Below are 18,049 nucleotides of genomic sequence, written 5' to 3'. Positions count from 1 at the left end.
GCGCCTGCCGGGGAGGGAAGGCGCTCCGGGCTACGCCCTTCACGCCTTCCCTCCCCGGCCCGGAAAAGCGGACAGTTTATGTGCTACGAAACCGGACAGTTCTATTTGTTGACAACAGCACGACGAAACCGGAGGTACCGCCGGCCACGGTGTGGGCGAAGGCGCGGAAGACGGCGATTTCCTCGGTGCAGGGCGAGCGTAGGTCTTCTTCCAGCATGGCGCGCGCCTCTGGCGTGAGGTCCTTGCCCTTTTGTTCGAGTACTTCGGAGGTGTAACGGGCGAGTTCGGCAGCCGGGTCGATGCGCGTCACCGTGAGGCCGGCGGTTTCGCCCGCGAGCGCGTCGGCAAGGTGCGCCGCCGGGTCGGTGGTCGACAAGGTGACTTTCTTGCCGCGCTCGGCGAGCGCGAGCGCAATCGCCGCAGCTACCGAAGTCTTGCCCACGCCGCCTTTGCCCATGGTGAGGACGACGCCGTGATCCTGGCGGGCAAGTTCGTCGATAAAAGCGGACAAGCCTGGCGGCAGGTCGGTGACTTCCGGCAGCGCTACCGGCCCCTGCGGGGCGGGTGGCGTGCCAGAGAGCAATTGCTGCAAACCGGCAAGCCCGGTCGTACCGCGCGGCAGGAAGGGCAGGGTACTTTGCGGCAGGGCGGCGAGTCCGGGTGGGATGGCGGCAAGCGCCGCGGCGTGACGCTCGGCCATGGCACGGGCGATGGCATCGTCGCCGGTTTCGTCGGCGAATAGCCCGTTGATCACCAGATGCAGGTTGCGGATGCCGAGTTCTGCCAGCTCGACGCGGGTGCGCTCGGCCTCGCGCAGCGCGGCGCGTTCGGGACGGCTGACGAGCACCAGGGTGGTCTCGGCCGGATTGCCCAGCCGGGCGACCGTGGCGGCGTAGCGTTCGCGCTGTTGCTGTAGCCCGGCGAGCGGCCCCAGGCAGGAGGCGCCACCGGTCGTGGATGCGATGAATTCATCCCAGGCGCTCGGCAGGGTGAGGAGCCGCAGGGTGTGACCGGTAGGGGCGGTGTCGAAGATGACGTGGTCGAATCCGGCGGTGGCGGATGGGTCGCCCAAGAGTCGCGCGAATTCGTCGAAGGCGGCAATTTCCACGGTGCAGGCCCCGGAAAACTGCTCTTCCATGCTCTGGATGGCCGCCTCGGGCAAGATGCCACGGTAGGGTGCGACCATGCGTTCGCGGTAGGCCGCTGCCGCGGCGCGCGGGTCGAGATCGAGCGCAAAAAGGTTCGGCGCCCCCACGATCGGCGTCGGGGCATGCCCGACCGGCGTGCCGAGTACTTCGCTCAGATTGGAGGCCGGGTCGGTGCTGACGATGAGAACTTTCCTGCCGCGCTGCGCCAGGGAGAGGCCGGTGGCGCAGGAGAGCGAGGTCTTGCCGACTCCGCCCTTGCCGGTGAAGAAGAGATAGCGTGTGTCGAGGGTGAGCAGGTTCATGGTGGCGGATTCCTTGTTGGTGGCGTTCAACAGCAGCTTTTGCCCTGGACGGCGGCGGGTTGAGCGGCGCAGCAGGTGCCGCTTGCCGGGGCGTCGGTGGCGGAAACATCGGTCAGGCCGAGTTTTGCGGCCAACGCGTGGCGATCGGGGTAGGCGCCGCTGGCGAGCAGTTCGCCGTCGAGAAAAACGGCCGGCAGGCGGTCGTTGCCCTGTTGCAAAAGCGCCAGCACGCGCGGATTGGTGGCGAACGCGGCGGGGTCCTGGCCGAGGTTGTGGCGTTCGACCGTCACGCCGTGCGCTTCCAGCCACTTGAGATCGGCGGCGAATTGCGCGAGCGCCGGGTCGACATCGACGCCGCAGACGCCGGTCGCGCAGCACAGGGCGGGATCGAAGACTTCGAGTTTGGGCATGATGGAACTCCTTGGGTTCGAGGGAGGGAGGTTTGCCTACCGTCGCCGGCGGGCAGGGGTCGTGGCTCACACCGTGCGGTGTTCGTACCAGCCGCGTGAGAGACGCACGAATTTCACGACAAGCAACATGGCCGGCACTTCGATCAGCACGCCGACCACCGTGGCGAGCGTCGCACCGGAGGCAAGACCGAACAGGCTGATGGCCGTGGCCACCGCCAGTTCAAAGAAGTTGGAGGCACCGATCAGGGCCGACGGGCAGGCGACGGCGTGGTCCTCGCCCAAGGCGCGGTTGAGACCGTAGGCGAGTGCGGCGTTGAAGGCGACCTGCACCACGATGGGAATGGCCAACAGTGCGATTACCAGAGGCTGCGCGAGGATGGCCTGCCCCTGGAAGGCGAAGATCAGCACCAAGGTGGCAAGGAGCGCCGCCGTCGACCACGGCGCGATGCGGCGCATCGCCGCGGCAAAGGCCGCCTCGCCGCGTTTCATGAGCCGTTTGCGCCAGAGTTGGGCGAGGACGACCGGAATGACGAGGTAGAGGAGCACCGAGGCGACGAGCGTCTGCCACGGTACCGTGATCGCCGACAGGTCGAGCAGAAAACCGACGAGCGGCGCGAAGGCGAAGACCATGATGAGATCGTTGACGGCCACCTGGGTGAGGGTGAACAGCGGGTCGCCGTCGGCGAGCCGGCTCCAGACGAAGACCATCGCCGTGCACGGCGCAGCGGCGAGCAGGATGAGCCCGGCGAGATAGGCATCGATTTCGCCGGCCGGTAGCCACGGGGCAAAAAGCTGGCGAATGAAGAACCAGCCGAAGAATGCCATCGAAAAGGGTTTGACCAGCCAATTGACGAAGAGCGTCACGCCGATGCCGCGCACGTGGCGGCGCAGGTCGTGCAGGGCGCTGAAATCGACCTTCACCAGCATCGGGACGATCATTACCCAGATGAGGAGACCCACCGGCAAATTGACTTCGGCCACCGTGCAGCGGGAGAGTGCCGCGAACACCTCGGGCAGCGCCTGCCCTAGCCCGATGCCGGCACCGATGCACAGGAGCACCCAGAGCGTGAGATAGCGTTCGAAGAATCCCAAAGGCGAGGCGGGAGCGCTCATGGACGGGCTCCTCGTTCAGCATCCAGAGCCTGGCGAACGGCAGGCACCAGCCTGGCGCGGATTTCGTCGCGCACTTCGAGGAAACGCGCAAGCGGCTGCCCCATCGGGTCGGGGAAGGCAACGTGCAGCCGTGGCACCGGACGCGGGAAGACGGGGCAGGATTCCTTGGCGTCGTCGCAGACGGTGACGACGAGCTCGACCGGTTCGTCGAGCACGGCGTCGAGGGATTTGGGCACGAGCCCATCGGCCGGCAGGCCGGCGAGGCGCAGCGCGGCGAACACTTCGGCCGGCACTTCGTTCGCCGGCCGGGTGCCCGCCGAAATCGCCCGCACCGCGGGAGCGAGGTCGTGCGTGAGAATAGCTTTTGCCAGTTGCGAGCGGCAGGCATTGTGCGTGCACAGCACGAGCACGGTTTTCGTCATCGTCATGTTCCTTGGGGCGCAAGGATGGTCGTCGGAGGGCGTTTTTCGCTGGGTCCGGTTGCCGCCCCAGAGAGGCAAGTGACCCCGCCGCAGCAGTTCTGCGTGAGGAAGGCAAGGAGTTCGTCCATCGTCTCGTAAGCAGCGGCGTAGCGCAGGTACCGCCCCTCTTTGTGCCGGCGGATGAGACCGACGCGGTTCAGATGCGCGAGGTGGAAGGACAGTGTGGTGGGAGGCAGGCCGAGCGCTTCGCTCAGTTCGTTCGGATAGCGACCCTGCGGCCCAGCTTCGACGAGCAGGCGGAAGATGGCGAGCCGCGTTTCGTGCCCCAGCGCGGCGAGGAGTTCGGCAGCAAGTAACATTTCCATATTTCCATTATTGTTGAAGTATTGAATGATGTCAAGCATGCGATACCCGAAAAACCGTTCACCGACTATCCTGAGTCGACCAGGCGGTCGATGTGCCCGGCGCAGATGTGGAGGGAGGGGCAATGAACGGGGAACGAAAAAGGGCAGGGGCGTGGGACGTCTTGTTCGTCTTTCTGCGCCTGGGGCTGACGTCGTTCGGCGGGCCGATCGCGCATCTGGGCTATTTTCGCGAGGAGTTCGTGGTGCGCCGTGGCTGGCTCGACGAGCGGGAATATGCCGATCTGGTGGCGCTGTGCCAGTTCCTGCCGGGACCGGCGAGCAGTCAGGTGGGAATGGCATTAGGCTATCTGCGGGCCGGCTACGGCGGGGCGCTCGCCGCCTGGCTCGGGTTCACCCTGCCCTCGGCGGTGGCGATGATCCTGTTCGCGCTGGGCCTGACGCACTACGCCCAGGCGGTTCCCGCCGGCGTCTTGCACGGTTTGAAAGTGGCGGCGGTGGCGGTGGTGGCGCAGGCGGTGTGGGGCATGGCGCGCACGCTGTGTCCCGATGCGCGGCGCGTGACGCTGATGACGGTGGCGGCGTGCTGCGTCGCGCTCGCGCCGCTGGCTTGGGTGCAGGTGGCGGTCATCGCGGCGGCGGGCGTGGCCGGTTTGGCACTACTCCCAGGGCGGGAATTACCGCCGCCCGAGCCGTTGCCGATCGCGGTGCGACGGCGGATCGGCCTCTTTTGGCTCGCGCTCTTCGCCGCGCTGCTCATGGTCCTGCCGCTGCTCGCCCACTTGACCGAAAACCCCACGCTCACGCTCGTCGATGCATTCTACCGCGCCGGCGCGCTCGTCTTCGGCGGAGGGCACGTGGTGCTGCCGCTGCTGCAGGCGGAGACGGTGCCGCGCGGCTGGGTGGACGCGCAGACGTTCCTCGCCGGCTACGGGGCGGCGCAGGCGGTGCCGGGGCCGCTCTTCACCTTCGCGGCTTTTCTCGGTGCCGTTCGCGAGATACCGCCGGCGGGCTGGACGGGCGGTCTGCTCGCGCTCACCGCGATTTTCCTGCCTTCGTTCTTCCTGATCCTCGGCGCACTGCCGTTCTGGGCGAAATGGCGCCACCTGCGGCACACGCAGGCGGCGCTCGCCGGCGTCAATGCCGCAGTGGTCGGCCTCCTGCTTGCCGCGCTCTATCAGCCGGTGTGGACCAGCGCGATCCTGCAGCCGCAGGATTTCTGTCTCGCGCTCGTCGCCTTCGTCGCGCTGCTCTTCTGGCGCGTGCCGCCTTGGGCAGTGGTCGGCGGGTGCGGTTTCCTGGGTGGGGTGCTGGGGTGAGGGAAGGGTTGCAGCGATGTGCCGTTGACATCACCATGTAACCTGACGTGCTTACTCTGCCGCCGTCGTCCCGATCGGGACTCGTGCCGCAGGAGCCGTCATGACCCTTGCCGTTGCCGTGCAACACCAGCGCGCCACCTTGCCGGCGCTGGGACGCTATGAACTGGCGCTCGCCGCGAGCGAGCTCGACGTGTATGAGGCGCAGCGTCTGCGCTACCGCGTCTTTCACGATGAACTCGGGGCGCGTTTGACGAGCCGCATTCCTGGGCTCGATTGCGATTTCTTCGATCCGTATTGCGAGCACCTCATCGTGCGCGATCGGGTGGAGCAGCGCGTGGTCGGCTGCTATCGCGTGCTCACGCCGGAAGGGGCGAAGCGCGTGGGCGGCTTGTATTCCGAGCAGGAATACGATCTGGTGCGCCTCGACCCCTTGCGCGAGCGCATGGTGGAGGTGGGGCGGGCCTGCATCGCGCCGGGACACCGTCATGGCGGGGTGATCGCGCTGCTCTTTGCCGGCCTGGCGAGCTATCTGGACGTGCGCGGCTACCGTTATCTCTTTGGGTTGGCGTCGGTGCCGCTGCATGCGGGGCTCGACGCGGTTCATGCCCTGTTTGTGGCACAGTGGGCGGAACGCGCTGCACCGATCGAATATCGCGTCACGCCGCGCCGGCCGCTGCCTGAGGTCGAAGGGGCGACACGCGCCGAGCCGGCACCTTGCCCGGCGCTCCTCAAGGCCTATCTCAACGCGGGGGCGTGGCTGTGCGGTGCGCCCGCGCTGGATGCGGATTTCCGGTGCGCGGACGTGCCGGTATTGCTGTCGGCCGAGCGGATCTCTCGGCGCTACGCGCGGCATTTTCGGGCGGAGATGGGGAGCATTGGCTGAACATGAGCGAGACACGAACGGCCGGTACGCGACTCGAGCACCTGCCAGCGAGCGGCAGGCGCTCGGTTTGGCGTTGCGCGAACCCTTGGACGTGGACGCGACTCAGCCGTAGATTTTCCCCGAACGGATGAGGTTGCGCGCGATCACCAGCTGCTGGATCTGCGTGGTGCCTTCGTAGATGCGGAAGAGCCGCACGTCGCGGTAGAAGCGCTCGATGCCGTATTCGGCCATGTACCCCGCGCCGCCGTGGATCTGCACGGCCCGGTCGGCCACGCGGCCGCACATCTCGGTGGCGAACATCTTGGCGCAGGCCGCCTGCAGGTTGACGTTCTCTCCCGCATCCCGCAGGCGCGCGGCATCGAGCACCGTGCAGCGCGCGGCGTAGATCTCGGCCTGGCTGTCGGCGAGCATCGTCTGGACTAGCTGGAATTCGGCGATGGGCTTGCCGAACTGCTCACGCTCACAGGCGTAGCGCAGCGCATCCTGCAGCATGCGCTCGGCCACGCCGACCGCGGTTGCGGCGATGGCGATGCGCCCTTTGTCGAGCACTTTCATCGCCGTCTTGAAGCCTTGGCCTTCGCGTCCGCCGATGAGGTTTTCGGCCGGCACGCGGCAGTTCTCGAAGACGACGTCGGCGGTGTGGGCCCCGCGCTGGCCCATTTTGACGTCGGGCGGGCCGACCCACAGGCCCGGTGTGTCGCGCTCGACGAGGAAGGCGGAGATGCCGTCGGCTCCTTTTTTGGCAGGATCGGTGCGGGCCATCACGGTGAAGATGCCGGCTTCCGGGGCGTTGGTGATGAAGCGTTTGGTGCCGTTGAGCACATAACAGTCACCTTCACGCACCGCGGTCGTCCTCAGGCTTGCTGCGTCCGACCCGGCGCCCGGTTCCGTCAGAGCGAAGGAGCCGATGAGCTCGCCGGAGGCGAGGCGGGGCAGATAGCGGGCTTTCTGCTCCGGCGTCCCGTCGATGACGATCGCCTGGCTGCCGATGCCGCAGTTGGTGCCGAAATAGGAACGGAAGGCCGGCGAGGTGTGCCCCATTTCGAAGTACACCCGCACTTCTTCCTCCATGGTGAGCCCCATGCCGCCGTATTCTTCGGGGATCGTCAGGCCGAAGAGCCCCAGGCGGCGCATCTCGGCGACGATCTCCTCGGGGATGCGGTCGGTGCGCGCCACTTCCGCCTCGGCCGGCACCAGACGCTCGCGTACGAAGCGGGCGATCGTGTCGAGCAGAAGCGTCAAGGTTTCCTCGTCCCGGATCATCGACGCGCCCTCATTTGACGTATTTGCGGAAATCGGGCTTGCGTTTTTCCTGGAACGCGCGCACGCCCTCGGCCGATTCCGGCGTCTCGTAGTAGAGGCGCAGCGCCTGCATCGCCAGCGCTCCCATGCCGCGGATCATCTCGGTGTCGACGTTGAACGACTTCTTCGCCAGTGCGATCGCAGTCGGGCTCTTCTCCAGGATCTCGTCGCACCAGCGGCGCACTTCCTCATCGAGCCGCTCGGGCGGCACCACGGCATTGACGAGCCCCATGGCCAGCGCTTCCTGGGCCGTGTAGCGCCGGCATAGATACCAGATTTCGCGTGCCTTCTTCTCGCCCACGACGCGCGCCAGCAGCGCCGTACCGAATCCGGGATCCACCGAGCCTACCTTGGGACCAACCTGGCCGAACTGCGCCGTCTCGGAGGCGATCGCCAGATCGCACAGCGTCACGAGCACGTTGCCGCCGCCGATCGCATAGCCGTTCACCCGCGCGATCACCGGCTTGGCGATGTCACGGATCACGCTCTGCACTTCCTCGATCGGCAGGCCGATGGTGCCACGCCCGCCGTAGCCGCCCTCGTGGGTGCTCTGGTCTCCGCCGGTGCAGAACGCCTTGTCACCGGCGCCGGTGAGTACCACCACGCCGATGCTGCGGTCGAAGTCTGCATCTTTGAAGGCGTGGATCATTTCCTCGCAGGTTTGGGCGCGGAAGGCGTTGTAGCGCTGCGGGCGGTTGATCGTGATCGTGGCCACGCCATCGACCTTGGTGTAGAGAATGTCCTGATATTCCATCTTCTTGCTCCTTCCTTTTGGGTGGATCAGCCGGCCATCGTCAGGCCGCCGGAGACGCTGATGACCTGGCCGGTGATGAAGGCCGCTTCGTCGCTGGAGAGAAACACCACGATGCCCGCCACGTCTTCGGGTTCGCCCAGACGGCCGAAAGGGATTGCCTTGATGAGCGCCGCGCGCAGCTTCTCTCCTTGTTCGCCTTCGCCGGCAAAATCGCGAAAGAGTGCCGTGTCGGTGGGGCCGGGGCAGACGACGTTCACGTTGATCTTCTGCCGGGCGAGCTCGCGGGCGATCGTTTTCGAGAACGCCACCAGCCCGCCTTTGCAAAAGGCATAGACTGATTCGCCCGACGAGCCCACGCGCGCCGCGTCCGAGGCGATGTTCACGACCCGCCCCTTGCCGCGTGCCGCCATCCGGCTCAGCACTGCGTGGTGCATGTAGAGCGGCCCGTAGAGGTTGACCGCCACGATCTTGTCCCACAGCGCCTTGTCGGTTTTGAGGAAAGGAGCCGCCCGGTCCCAGCCCGCGTTGTTGACGAGGATGTCGATGGGGCCGAGATCATTCTCGACCGCCGCCACCGTGGCCTGTACCTGTTCCTGTACGGTGAGGTCGACGGGGTAGGCTTTGGCCTTGCCGCCGGCGGCACGGATCTCCCCAGCCACCTCCTCGGCGGCTTTGCCGTTGAGATCGAGCACCGCTACAGCCGTGCCCTCTTCGCCGAAGCGGCGGCAGATGGCCGCACCGATCCCGCCTCCGCCGCCCGTGATTACCGCTACTTTGTCGCGCAAGCCTTTCATCATCTTCCTCCTTCCTCCTTGGTATCGAACACGATCCCGGTGCCGGGACCCCTACGGTTATACTTTCCTATTCTTTCCCGCCGCGTGCCTTTGCGCCATGAGTTGCCCATGAAGGATCTGACCCCTGAAAAGACCCTCGCCATCGTCGAGATCAACAACCGTCTCTTCTTTCGTTTCTTTCAGACGGCCAACACGCTGCACACCAAAGGGACGCAGGCGCTGAGCGAGTTTGGCGTGACCACCCAGCAGTGGTCGGTGCTCGGGGCACTCTCCCGTCCGCAGGCGGCCGAGGGGATGACCGTGGGTGAGCTCAGCCGCTATCTGCTGGTGAGCCGGCAGAACCTTTTCGGCATCCTCAACCGCCTGGAACGCCAGGGGTACGTCGAACGCGTCACCGGCGAGGAGGACCGTCGCTCGCGCAAGGTGCGCCTTACCGCGAAAGGGGAGAAGCTCTGGGCCGATCTTGCCGAACCGATCCACGATTTCTACGACAAGGCGCTCAAGGGGTTGTCGTTCGACGATCGCATCACCTTCATCCATTATCTCAACGTTCTGCATAACAACATGGCCAAACTCTAGGGGCGATGCCGGGCGAGCATCTGCCGGGAGATGATCATCTTCATGATGTTGGCGGTGCCGTCGCCGATCTGCAGACCGAGCACGTCGCGGTAGCGCTGACCGAACGGCAGATCGTTGCTGTAGCCTCCGTGACCGTGGGCGATCAGGCACTGCTGGATGATCTCGCAGGCGAGCTTTGGCGCCCACCACTTGCACATCGCCGCCTCGGCCGTGTGCGGAAGCTCTTGGTCTTTCAGCCATAAGGACTACCGCCACGTCGGCTTGGGTAGCCATCGAAATCGAGGCCTTCTCTCCGTTGAGCACGAAATGATCGCCTTTGCGCTGCGCTCGCAACCGGATGCGGGCGGCGTCCGACCCTGCGTGGGGTTCGGTCAGGGCGATCGCGATGAGTTTCTCTCCCGCCGTCACTGCCCGCAACCATTCCCTTGCCATGGAGGAGCGGCCGTACGTATTGTGCAACGATCTGCCCGCACAAGGAGGCGAGGAGATTGACATAGGCGACGTTGAAATCGCCCCTGGCGATGCTCTCGAGCAGTAAGCCGCTGCTGAGGCGATCCAGCCCCGAGCCACCGAAGTCCACGGGGAGCTCCGGCGCGATGAACCCTAGCTGGCCCATCTCCCGCGCGAGCTCCCTTTCGATCCGTCCTGCGTGCTCGCGGGCACGATAGCCCGGTTTCAGCCTTTGCGTGGCGAACCGGTCGGCTGCATCGACCAGTGCCTGTTGGTCTTCGCTGAGCGAGAACTCCATCTCCCCCCCCTCCTTCTTTTATCGTCAGTTTTTCTTTTCATTCCGCCGACGAGGATCAGTCTAGGGGAAGGGAAAGTTAATGTCAATACCTTTACGTTTACGCCCGAAAATTTGATTCGTGGCATGATTTTTATTGAAAACAGGTTGACACGATAATCGCAGGCTGCTAGCGTGGCTTCCCGAACGTCCCGTCGAAAGGGGCGCGTCAAAGGAGGAGACCATGGAATTCAACCCTGTTTTACTTTTTCGCCACCGACCTGCCATGGTCGCTGCAGGTATTCATGCTAACGGGTACGGGAAGCGGGTGGCTGAGAGAGTGCGTTAGAGAGCCGGGAAGAGGCTTGGCCCCGGTATCGTCTCATGTCATCGCTGCGCAATCTTTCCGCGTCAGACTCGGGGCATCGTGGTCGCGCCGGAGGGAAAGATGCGCAAGGAAGAGGCGGTGGCGGCGCTGGGACAGCGTTCCTTGCTGTTGCCCGGCTGGGTGCAGGCGGCGCTGGCGGCCAATGACCGGCTCAAGCTCTATCTGAGCTTGCTGCAGGAGGCGGCGCGCCATGCCGGTGATCCGCAGGCGGCGGTGACGGACTGGTCGGCCGAGTTCGCCCGGGCGGGGGTGACGGAGACGGGGTGGCTGCAGGAGCTGGTGCGCAGCGCCTATCTTGCCGACGGGGTGCTGATGCTGCGCCATCTCGACCGGTGGTGCGAGGCGGTGGCGGCCGATCTGCAGACGATGGCGCGCCCCGTGTGCGAGTCTGCACCGTCGGGGCCGGCCGAGCTGCTGGCGCGGCGCGATGCCTGGCTCGAATTCTTGCATTCGCTCGATCCGCAGGAGGGGCTGGAACCCGAGCAGCTCGCTGCCTTGACGCATGGCGAGCGCGAGCGCGGCGATAGCCTGCACCTGCTGGTGATGGACCTGCACAAGGCGCTCAATGCGCTGGCCGCCGAGATCGCCACCGAGGAGCTCGACGGGGCGAACGTCTGGGGGCTCGCGCCCGAGGATCGGCCCTTGGTGCGGGCGTTCATGCGCGGACTCAGGCGCACGGCACCGCTCAAGTTCTCTCACCCGGGGCTGGATACGGCGGCCACGCGCGACGGCGCGCGCCTGCTCATCCAAAACGACATCGGTACGAACGACGTGCACGTGCTGGTGGTGACGGTCGAAGATCTGGAGATCCGGCTGAACTATTCGGATCTGCATCGCGGGCGTTTCCGTTTCTTCCAACGCTTGCTGGAGGAGGTCGGTTTCGTCTGGACGGTGCAAACCTCCGCCGCAGGGGCGGGCCTCAACGCGGGGCGGCCCTACATGGTGGGGGAGGCGGTGTTTCGCGGGCAGGATCGCGCTGCGCTCGAGGAGGCGCTGGAGGAGCTGGCTGCCAAGATCGTGTTCGTGATCGACTGGAACCGGGCGCGCAAGCGCTTGCAGCAGTTCGTCGGCAAGGCGCAGGCCCAGGAGATCCTCTACCGGGCGGCCAAGGAGGAGTGCGGGCACATGGGGTGGTTGCTCGCCGGGGGCGAGCGGCTGGTGTTCGCGGCCATGGAATCGGTCGATGGCGAGGCGTTTCGCATCGGCGATCGGCTCGACGAGGTGTTGGGTCCGCAGGCGGCCGGTGAGTACCTCTTCACCTTGCTGCGCGTGTCGAGCCGCATGCTGCTCGAGCGCCAACCGGTGGATCTCGTCGCCGACGAGGCGCGCATCCTGCTCGCCCGTCTGCTGCGGCAGCGCACTTTCGAGCTGGAGCTGCTGGCCGAGCATGCGGCGTATACGCACGCCATCGCGCGCGAGGTCTGCGCCGTGCTGGAGGAGGAGCCTGGGCCCGAGGCGCTCGAAGCGCAGGGGCAACGCGGCAAACAATGGGAGCGCGAGGCCGATCATCTCCTGATGCAGGCGCGTGCGCGTGCCGAGCGTCACAGCCGCTGGCAGCCTCTGGTGGCCTTGATGGAGCATGCCGACGACGTGTCCGATGCGCTCGAGGAGGCGCTCTTTTTGCATTCGCTGCTCTTCGTTGGGCCCTTGGCCGGGCTCACGCCGGGGGCGCGCGAGCCCCTGAGCCGGCTGGCGGACACGACCTTGGCGGCGATTCAGGATCTGGTGCGTGCCGTAGAGATCGCCCGCGCGGTGAGTGCGCAGGGGGAGGCGGAGGACGAGGACGCGTTCTTGCAGACGCTGTGGCGCATCCTGCGCGCCGAGCGCCTGTGCGACCAGCTCGCGCGCGAGGCGAGCCGCGCCATCGTCGCGACCATGTCCGAGAAACCCACGGGGGCACAGATCGCCGGGCAGATGGCTGCCGCGGTGGAGAAAGCCTCCGACGGTCTGCTCGCCGTGGGGTATGCCTTGCGCCAGATGGTGATGGCGCGCACGGGGGTGACGTCATGAACGCGCCGCATTGGCCCGAGGCGTGCTATCTGATCGCTGGTCGTCGGGAGATGGAGACTTTGCCGCGCAAGGCCCATCCTCCGAGCAAAGGGGTGCTGCAGCTCGGGAACAAGGCGTGGAACCTGTGGCTGATGGCGAGCGCCGGCTTGCGCGTGCCGCCGGCGCTGGTGCTGGGAACGCCCTATGCGCACCGGCCGGTCGCGGCGTGGGAGGAGGCGCTCTTCACGGCAGGATTGCCGGCGCTGGAGGCACTCACCGCTCGGCGCCTGGGTGATGCACGTCGTCCCTTGCTCGTGTCGGTGCGCTCGGGGGCGCCGGTGTCGATGCCGGGGATGATGGAGACGGTGCTCGACGTGGGCTTGTGCGACGAGACGGTGCCGGGGCTGCTGCGCCTGACCGGCAATCCGCGGCTGGTGTGGGATTCCTACCGGCGCTTGGTGGCGGGCTACGGTGAAGTGGTGGCCGGGATCGACCCGGGCGTGTTCGAGGCGGCGCTCGCCGAGCTCGCCCAGGGGCGGGAGGAACAGGCGCTCGCTTTCGACACGCTGCGCGCGCTCACGCGCCGTTTCCTGGAGTGCTACCGCGAGCAGGCGGGCGAGGCGTTCCCTCAATCGGTGCGGGTGCAGCTGCGCGAAGCGGTGCGGGCGGTGTTCGCTTCCTGGAATGCCCCCAAGGCCGTGGACTACCGGCGGCATCAGGGGATCGACGACGCGCTCGGTACGGCGGTCACCATCCAGCAGATGGTCTTCGGCAACGCGGACCGGCGCTCGGGGGCCGGGGTGGGATTCACGCGCGACCCGACCGACGGGACGCCGCGGCCGTGGGTGGATTTCCTCTTCGAGGCGCAGGGCGAGGACGTGGTCTCCGGGCGGCGCAATGCCGTGGGGCACGAGCGGCTGGCCGCGCGTCTGCCCCAGGTATGGGAGGAGCTGTGCGACGGTGGGACGAAGCTGGAGCGGCTCTTCGGCGACATGCAGGATTTCGAATTCACGGTGCAGGAAGGCACGCTCTTCTGGCTGCAGGCGCGCTCGGGCAAGCGGACCTTGCGGGCAGCCGCGCGCATCGCCCTCGATTTGCTCGACGAGGGAGTGATCGATGAGCGCGCCGCCTGGGAGCGTACGCGCGACATCGCCTTGGAGGAGCTGGCGACGGTGCGCCTGGCCACCGAGGGAGGGGAGGCGCCGCAGCGGCTCGCGTGCGGGATTCCGGCCTCGCCCGGCATTGCCGGCGGTGAGCTCGCGCTCGATGCCGAACGGGTGGCGGAGCGAGTGGCTCAGGGGGCCAAAGTGATCTTGGTGCGGCAGGATGCCGAGACGGCCGACGTCGCGGCGCTGCGCCAGGCCGGGGGACTGCTCACCCGGCGCGGGGCACGCACCTCGCACGCGGCGGTGGTCGCGCGGCAGATGGGCAAGGTATGCGTGGTCGGGTGCGAGGGCTTGACGATCGACGGCTGGGCGCGCAGCGTGCGCTTCGGCGAGCGGGTCGTGGCCGAGGGAGAGCCGATCACGCTCGATGGCAACGACGGCAGTGTCTATGCCGGACTGGTGCAGACGCAGACCGTTCCTGATGCGGCGCTGCAGGAGCGGCTCGCCGCGCTGCGGGCGCGCTTTGTCGGGGAGGGGGAGAATGCCTGAGCGACGGCTGCGTCTGAGTGTGGTCACCGAGACCTATCCCCCCGAGATCAACGGGGTGGCGCGTACCGTCGGGCGGATGCTGCAGGAGGCGGTCGCCGCGGGCCACGAGCTCGAAGTGGTGCGGCCGGATCAGGGAAGAGCAGAAGGGGAGGAGCTCGCGGGCGTGGCCTCGCTGCGGGTGGGCGCGATCGCCTTGCCGCGTTATCCGGGTTTGCGCATGGGGTGGCCGGCGTATGGACGACTCGTGCGCCATTGGCGGCAGAAGCGGCCCGATGGGGTGCATCTGGTCACCGAAGGACCGCTGGGTCTGGCGGCGCTCGCGGCGGCGCGCCGTCTGGGCATTCCGCTCACCTCGGCCTTGCATACGAATTTCGACGCCTATGGGGCCCATTACGGCCTCGGTTGGTTGCGCGGCGGGATCGCGGCCTATCTACGCGCTTTTCACAATGCGACGCAGTGTACGTTCGTGCCGACGCAGCGCCAGCGCGACGCCCTGCTCGCGGCGGGATACCGCCGGGTCGAGGTGCTCGCGCGCGGCGTCGACGCCGAGCTGTTCTCTCCCGCGCGGCGCGATCCGGCGCTGCGCCGGCACTGGGGCGTAGGGGAGGAGGGGCTGGCGGTGCTCTACGTCGGGCGGCTCGCGCCGGAGAAGAACCTCGATCTGCTCGCGCGGGCGTTTCAGGCCATTGCGGCGCATCGTCCTGAGGCGAAGTTGGTCGTGGTGGGGGAAGGGCCCATGGCGGCCTGCTGGCGGCGCGATCATCCTGAGTTCGTTTTCTGCGGCGCGCGCCGGGGCGAGGATCTGGCAGCGCACTACGCCTCGGCCGATCTCTTCCTCTTTCCGAGCCTGACGGAAACCTTCGGCAACGTCGTGCTCGAGGCGATGGCGAGCGGCCTGCCGCTGGTGGGCTACGACGAGGCGGCGGTGGCCGAGTGCGTGGAGGACGGCGTGAGCGGCTTGTCCTGCCCGCCGGGGGATGAGGACTCCTTCATCGCGCGGGCCTGCCGGATCGCCGCCGATGCCCCCTTGCGGCGGCGTCTGGGCACGGCGGCGCGCGCCGCGGCGGCTCGCCGCTCTTGGGCCGAGATCTTTCGCCAGGCGGAAGCGGTGCTCTGCGCCGTGCTGCAGGAAGGGGGCGAAGCGGTGAGTGTGACATCAGCGTAGAAGGGGGTCGATATGCCTGCCGTTCGTTCCGTCTTTCTCTCGGACATCCACCTCGGGACCCGCGCCTGCAAGGCTGAGCGCCTGGTCGATTTCCTGCGCGAATATCCGGCGCAGTATCTCTACCTCGTGGGCGACGTCGTCGATTTCTGGGCGATGCGCCGCGGCATCTACTGGAGCGCAGCGCAGAATACGGTCGTGCAGAAGATCCTGCGGCGGGCGCGCCACGGCGAGCGAGTGATCTTCATTCCCGGCAACCACGACGAGGCGCTGCGTGAATACGTCGGGGCTGCTTTCGGCGACATCACGCTGCACGCCGAGTACGTGCACCAGACGGCCGACGGACGGCGGTTCCTGCTCATCCACGGCGACGAGTTCGACGAAGTGACGCGCCATCATCGCTGGGTGGCGCTGCTGGGCGATGCGGCCTATGGCGCCCTCGTGCGCGCCAACGTCGTCTGGGCCTGGGTGCGTCGCCGGATGGGGCGGCCGGGCTACTGGTCGCTCGCGGGACACGTCAAGCGCAAGGTGAAGAAGGCGCTGGAGTTCATGTACGGGTTCGAAGACGCGGTGATGCGCAGCGTGCGCGAGCGGGGGCTGGACGGCATCATCTGCGGCCACATCCACTGGGCGGCGATCAAGGAGGTGGACGGTCTCACCTACGCCAACTGTGGCGACTGGGTGGATTCCTGCACGGCCATCGTCGAACACCTCGACGGTCGGCTGGAGCTGGTGGACTGGAATCGGGAGATCGCCCCCCCGCCGCCGCCTCAGGCGCCGCGCCGCCTGCTCGAGCCGCTACCACCCGAAGTCGAGCTCGCCGACGTGCTGCACCGCGCCGACGGCATCCTGTAGGGCCCCTCGGACACCCTGCTGCGCGGTGCTCCTGTAGCGCTCTGCTCACTTCTGCCGGCGGCGTTCGACGAAGAGCGAGCTGCCCGGCGTCTTCTTCGCCATCTTCTTCGCCACCGAGGCCGCTTCGGCCACGGCGTGGTGACTCTCGTAGCGCTGTGGCTCGTCGATGACGACGGCGCCGACCGACAAGGCGCACAGCGGGAAGAAGACCGTTCGCCCTTGCCGGTCCTCGGCCTCGATGCCGCCGCGGGCGCGGTCTTCGGGATGGTAGAACTCTGGGATACGCGCATCGAAGGTGCGCAGCAGCGCCTCGGTGCGTTCCTGCCAGTCGGGACTGCCCCACAGCACGATGAAGTCGTCCCCGCCGATGTGGCCGACGAAATCCCTGGCCGGATCGGTGTGCTCACGCAGCAGTTCGCCCACCAGCCGCAGGATGTCGTCCCCGCGGCGGAAGCCATAGATGTCGTTGTACGGTTTGAAATGATCGAGATCGAGGTAGGCGGCCACGAACGGTTCGCCCCGCTTGAGCCGGGCATCGATCTCCCGCTGGATGGGGACGTTGCCGGGCAGGTTGGTGAGCGGGTTGGCGTGACGGGCCGCCTCGAGCTGCAGGCGGGTGATCTCGCGCAGCAGCGCGTGCCCGTTGCCCAGTCCCAGGTAGCGGCCGGAGTCGGTGATGATGAAGCCCTGCACCAGGTGTTTGGGGTCGAGCTGGGTGATGAGATCCGAGAGTTGCTGCAGGCTCATGCGCCGGTCGATCACCAGCGCGTGGCGGTCGAGATACATAGTGCAGGGTCGGTGTCCGTAGAGCTCGCGCCGGTAGGGGCGGGCGTAGGCATCCATGAAGTGATTGCGCGCGATGAGCCCCAGCGGCACGCCGTCGGCGACCACCGGTTGGGCATAGAGCTCCGGGTCGCGTTCGAAGCGGGCGAAGACTTCCTCGTTCGTCGTCTCCGGCGCAAGCGGGGCGACGTAGTGCACCAGGGAGGCGACGCTCGCCTCTGCGCCCGCGGGTACGGAGGCGTCGAGCACCTGCTCGGAGCGGAAGTGTTCCGGCTCGGGCCGATATTCGGGTCGCGGTTCGGGCCGGCCGAAGAGATACCCCTGACCGAGGGGGATGCCGCACTCGCGCACCACGGCGAGTTCGGCCGGCGTCTCGATGCCCTCGGCGATCACTTGGGTGCGGCTGTTGCGGGCGATGCGCGCGATCGACTCCAAGAATTGCCATTTGATCGGGTCGGCGTGTGCCCCTTGCACGAAGTGTTTGTCAATCTTGACGAAATCCGGCTCGAGCTCCGACCACAATCGCAGCGAAGAAAAGCCTTCGCCCAGATCGTCGATGGCGATGGCAAAGCCGAGGCTGCGGTAGTGCGCCACGGCATGGCGCAATTGGGCGTAGTCCAGGCCCGGCGTGGCTTCGGTGAGCTCGATGACGACTTCCCGCGGTGACAATCCCGCCTGTTCGATCCAGGCGAGCGTCCGGCTTTGATCGCCCGGCTGCACCACCATCGCCCCCGGATCGACGTTGAGCAGCAGTTTCCCTTGGCCGCCTTGAGCAGCGAAAGCGGCGATGACCGTCTCGCGGCAGAGGTATTCGAGCTCGCTCAATCGCCCGAGACGGCGCGCCGCGTCGAAGAGCACCAGGGGAGCGTGCAGCGAACTGTCGCTGGGGCCGCGGATGAGCCCTTCGAAGCCGAGGAGTCCGCCGTCCTCCAGCGTGATCACCGGCTGGAAACGCGCTGCCAGGCGTCGTTCCTGCAACAGGCGTTCCAGCTCGGGGAGGACGTCGGCGGGATAGGGAGGGCACATGATTTCGGTCAGGGAATCCATGGACGAATTTCGCCACGACAAGGCGCATCGCCCGCCATCGTAGGCGAGCTGTGTGACG

15 protein-coding genes and 2 pseudogenes are annotated in these 18,049 nt (G+C 67.0%); 7 read left to right on the top strand and 10 right to left on the bottom strand.

All coding sequences use genetic code 11. The annotated features are described in order from the left end of the window. Positions 1–115: 115 nt before the first annotated feature. The 5 genes and pseudogenes from EPD82_RS06095 to EPD82_RS06075 all read right to left on the bottom strand — a co-directional run. A pseudogene (locus EPD82_RS06095) lies at positions 116–1,450 on the bottom strand (TRC40/GET3/ArsA family transport-energizing ATPase); the annotation flags it as partial. A gap of 26 nt (positions 1,451–1,476) precedes the next feature. Continuing rightward, positions 1,477–1,860, bottom strand: coding sequence for an arsenite efflux transporter metallochaperone ArsD (gene arsD, locus EPD82_RS06090; protein ID WP_055423304.1), 384 nt, complete (start codon positions 1,858–1,860; stop codon positions 1,477–1,479). A gap of 66 nt (positions 1,861–1,926) precedes the next feature. After that, on the bottom strand, positions 1,927–2,973 hold the full coding sequence (arsB, locus tag EPD82_RS06085; protein WP_141056131.1) for an ACR3 family arsenite efflux transporter: 1,047 nt from the start codon (positions 2,971–2,973) through the stop codon (positions 1,927–1,929). Continuing rightward, positions 2,970–3,401 (bottom strand): arsenate reductase ArsC, encoded by a 432-nt coding sequence (locus EPD82_RS06080; protein WP_141056130.1) that lies wholly within the window; start codon positions 3,399–3,401, stop codon positions 2,970–2,972. The genes arsB and EPD82_RS06080 overlap by 4 nt, the downstream gene beginning before the upstream one ends. After that, positions 3,398–3,754, bottom strand: coding sequence for an ArsR/SmtB family transcription factor (locus EPD82_RS06075; RefSeq protein WP_240803310.1), 357 nt, complete (start codon positions 3,752–3,754; stop codon positions 3,398–3,400). The genes EPD82_RS06080 and EPD82_RS06075 overlap by 4 nt, the downstream gene beginning before the upstream one ends. Before the next feature lie 128 nt (positions 3,755–3,882). Here EPD82_RS06075 and chrA point away from each other — a divergent pair, with 128 nt between their 5' ends. Then, positions 3,883–5,076 carry a chromate efflux transporter gene (gene chrA / locus EPD82_RS06070; RefSeq protein ID WP_141056128.1) on the top strand — a complete coding sequence of 398 codons (1,194 nt, stop codon included), beginning with the start codon at positions 3,883–3,885 and terminating at the stop codon, positions 5,074–5,076. A gap of 100 nt (positions 5,077–5,176) precedes the next feature. Further along, positions 5,177–5,959: a GNAT family N-acetyltransferase gene (locus tag EPD82_RS06065; protein ID WP_082438377.1), complete on the top strand. Its 783-nt coding sequence runs from the start codon at positions 5,177–5,179 to the stop codon at positions 5,957–5,959. Positions 5,960–6,061: 102 nt separating this feature from the next. On the opposite strand, the gene EPD82_RS06060 is transcribed toward EPD82_RS06065, so the two are convergent. From EPD82_RS06060 to EPD82_RS06050, 3 genes are read right to left on the bottom strand one after another with little or no spacing between them, the layout of a single operon-like run. Further along, a complete protein-coding gene (locus EPD82_RS06060) occupies positions 6,062–7,222 on the bottom strand; it encodes an acyl-CoA dehydrogenase family protein (RefSeq protein ID WP_141056127.1) in 1,161 nt (386 codons plus the stop codon). A gap of 10 nt (positions 7,223–7,232) precedes the next feature. Then, positions 7,233–8,015: a 2-ketocyclohexanecarboxyl-CoA hydrolase gene (gene badI / locus EPD82_RS06055; RefSeq protein WP_141056126.1), complete on the bottom strand. Its 783-nt coding sequence runs from the start codon at positions 8,013–8,015 to the stop codon at positions 7,233–7,235. A 26-nt stretch (positions 8,016–8,041) separates the two neighbouring features. Then, positions 8,042–8,809 carry a glucose 1-dehydrogenase gene (locus EPD82_RS06050; protein WP_055423298.1) on the bottom strand — a complete coding sequence of 256 codons (768 nt, stop codon included), beginning with the start codon at positions 8,807–8,809 and terminating at the stop codon, positions 8,042–8,044. Positions 8,810–8,917: 108 nt separating this feature from the next. On the opposite strand from EPD82_RS06050, the gene EPD82_RS06045 reads away from it, so the two are divergent. Continuing rightward, a complete protein-coding gene (locus EPD82_RS06045; RefSeq protein ID WP_055423297.1) occupies positions 8,918–9,388 on the top strand; it encodes a MarR family winged helix-turn-helix transcriptional regulator in 471 nt (156 codons plus the stop codon). On the opposite strand, the pseudogene EPD82_RS06040 reads toward EPD82_RS06045, so the two are convergent. After that, positions 9,385–10,136: pseudogene (locus EPD82_RS06040) on the bottom strand (acyl-CoA dehydrogenase family protein). The gene EPD82_RS06045 and the pseudogene EPD82_RS06040 sit on opposite strands and share 4 nt — an antisense overlap. A 424-nt stretch (positions 10,137–10,560) precedes the next feature. Here EPD82_RS06040 and EPD82_RS06035 point away from each other — a divergent pair. Genes EPD82_RS06035 through EPD82_RS06020 form a run of 4 tightly spaced genes read left to right on the top strand, consistent with a single transcriptional unit; the run spans position 10,561 to position 16,161 of the window. Then, positions 10,561–12,510, top strand: coding sequence for a hypothetical protein (locus EPD82_RS06035; RefSeq protein WP_055423294.1), 1,950 nt, complete (start codon positions 10,561–10,563; stop codon positions 12,508–12,510). Further along, positions 12,507–14,144, top strand: coding sequence for a PEP/pyruvate-binding domain-containing protein (locus EPD82_RS06030; RefSeq protein WP_206202212.1), 1,638 nt, complete (start codon positions 12,507–12,509; stop codon positions 14,142–14,144). Before EPD82_RS06035 ends, EPD82_RS06030 begins: the two co-directional genes overlap by 4 nt. Continuing rightward, the gene (locus EPD82_RS06025; RefSeq protein ID WP_055423292.1) at positions 14,137–15,309 is read left to right on the top strand and encodes a glycosyltransferase family 4 protein; all 1,173 of its coding nucleotides are present in this window, start codon (positions 14,137–14,139) and stop codon (positions 15,307–15,309) included. The genes EPD82_RS06030 and EPD82_RS06025 overlap by 8 nt, the downstream gene beginning before the upstream one ends. A 12-nt stretch (positions 15,310–15,321) precedes the next feature. Continuing rightward, positions 15,322–16,161 carry a UDP-2,3-diacylglucosamine diphosphatase gene (locus tag EPD82_RS06020; RefSeq protein WP_055423291.1) on the top strand — a complete coding sequence of 280 codons (840 nt, stop codon included), beginning with the start codon at positions 15,322–15,324 and terminating at the stop codon, positions 16,159–16,161. Between the two features lie 45 nt (positions 16,162–16,206). On the opposite strand, the gene EPD82_RS06015 is transcribed toward EPD82_RS06020, so the two are convergent. Further along, positions 16,207–17,991 (bottom strand): GGDEF domain-containing protein, encoded by a 1,785-nt coding sequence (locus tag EPD82_RS06015; protein ID WP_198289004.1) that lies wholly within the window; start codon positions 17,989–17,991, stop codon positions 16,207–16,209. Positions 17,992–18,049: the final 58 nt, after the last annotated feature.

Origin of the sequence: Tepidiphilus succinatimandens (assembly GCF_006503695.1) — a bacterium.
GTDB classification, from domain to species: Bacteria; Pseudomonadota; Gammaproteobacteria; order Burkholderiales; family Rhodocyclaceae; genus Tepidiphilus; species Tepidiphilus succinatimandens.
Note: the sequence above shows the minus strand (reverse complement) of the source record. Positions and strands in the feature narration are given on the sequence as shown.

What these genes read in the sequence shown, in the direction of transcription:
- EPD82_RS06045 (WP_055423297.1), top strand. Translation starts at nt 8,918, where the DNA reads ATGAAGGATCTGACCCCTGAAAAGACCCTCGCCATCGTCGAGATCAAC.
- EPD82_RS06035 (WP_055423294.1), top strand. Translation starts at nt 10,561, where the DNA reads ATGCGCAAGGAAGAGGCGGTGGCGGCGCTGGGACAGCGTTCCTTGCTG.
- EPD82_RS06065 (WP_082438377.1), top strand. Translation starts at nt 5,177, where the DNA reads ATGACCCTTGCCGTTGCCGTGCAACACCAGCGCGCCACCTTGCCGGCG.
- EPD82_RS06050 (WP_055423298.1), bottom strand. Translation starts at nt 8,809, where the DNA reads ATGAAAGGCTTGCGCGACAAAGTAGCGGTAATCACGGGCGGCGGAGGC.
- chrA (WP_141056128.1), top strand. Translation starts at nt 3,883, where the DNA reads ATGAACGGGGAACGAAAAAGGGCAGGGGCGTGGGACGTCTTGTTCGTC.
- EPD82_RS06080 (WP_141056130.1), bottom strand. Translation starts at nt 3,401, where the DNA reads ATGACGATGACGAAAACCGTGCTCGTGCTGTGCACGCACAATGCCTGC.
- badI (WP_141056126.1), bottom strand. Translation starts at nt 8,015, where the DNA reads ATGGAATATCAGGACATTCTCTACACCAAGGTCGATGGCGTGGCCACG.
- EPD82_RS06075 (WP_240803310.1), bottom strand. Translation starts at nt 3,754, where the DNA reads ATGTTACTTGCTGCCGAACTCCTCGCCGCGCTGGGGCACGAAACGCGG.
- EPD82_RS06030 (WP_206202212.1), top strand. Translation starts at nt 12,507, where the DNA reads ATGAACGCGCCGCATTGGCCCGAGGCGTGCTATCTGATCGCTGGTCGT.
- EPD82_RS06025 (WP_055423292.1), top strand. Translation starts at nt 14,137, where the DNA reads ATGCCTGAGCGACGGCTGCGTCTGAGTGTGGTCACCGAGACCTATCCC.
- EPD82_RS06015 (WP_198289004.1), bottom strand. Translation starts at nt 17,991, where the DNA reads ATGGATTCCCTGACCGAAATCATGTGCCCTCCCTATCCCGCCGACGTC.
- EPD82_RS06020 (WP_055423291.1), top strand. Translation starts at nt 15,322, where the DNA reads ATGCCTGCCGTTCGTTCCGTCTTTCTCTCGGACATCCACCTCGGGACC.
- arsD (WP_055423304.1), bottom strand. Translation starts at nt 1,860, where the DNA reads ATGCCCAAACTCGAAGTCTTCGATCCCGCCCTGTGCTGCGCGACCGGC.
- arsB (WP_141056131.1), bottom strand. Translation starts at nt 2,973, where the DNA reads ATGAGCGCTCCCGCCTCGCCTTTGGGATTCTTCGAACGCTATCTCACG.
- EPD82_RS06060 (WP_141056127.1), bottom strand. Translation starts at nt 7,222, where the DNA reads ATGATCCGGGACGAGGAAACCTTGACGCTTCTGCTCGACACGATCGCC.